General features: G+C 61.9%; 1 protein-coding gene. It reads left to right on the forward strand.

Annotation, left to right across the window (positions count from 1 at the left end; genetic code table 11):
• Nucleotides 1–24 precede the first annotated feature (24 nt).
• On the forward strand, nucleotides 25–604 hold a 580-nt coding region (locus AC5RVN_RS17415), incomplete at its 3' end, for an IS3 family transposase (protein ID WP_494138753.1).

Consider the following 604-nt stretch of genomic DNA (forward strand, 5'->3'; position numbering starts at 1 on the left):
CATGGCCGGTACGGGCACCGGCGGATCCATACGGAGCTACTCAAGCAAGGGTGGACGGTTGCGAAGAAGACCGTGCTGAAACTGATGCGCTCACTTCAGCTGCTCTGCAAGGTCCGGCGCAGGAAGCGCTACAACTCATACCAGGGCGATCAGGGCAGGATTGCCCCAAACCTACTGAATCGGCAGTTCGAGGCCGATGCCCCGAACCAGAAGTGGGTGACCGACGTGACCGAATTCAGCGTCGGGGACCGGAAGCTCTACCTCTCCCCGGTCATGGACCTCTTCGACCGGCAGATCATCTCCCACGCCATCAGCACGTCCCCGAACCTGGCGCTTACGAACACGTCGCTGAAGGAGGCTCTGGCCTGCCTCGAGCCCGGCCAGCAGCCGCTCGTGCATTCGGACCAAGGCATCCAATACCAGCACCTCACCTGGCGAACCCTCCTCAAGGACGCCGGCGCTGTCCAGTCGATGTCCCGAAAGGGCAACTGCTACGACAACGCGGTGATGGAGAACTTCTTCGGCCACCTCAAGGAAGAACTCTTCCACCGCGTCCGGTTCCTGAGCACCGAGGCCCTGGCAACGGCGCTGAACGAGTACATCC

This window comes from Arthrobacter sp. sptzw32 (assembly GCF_059089735.1).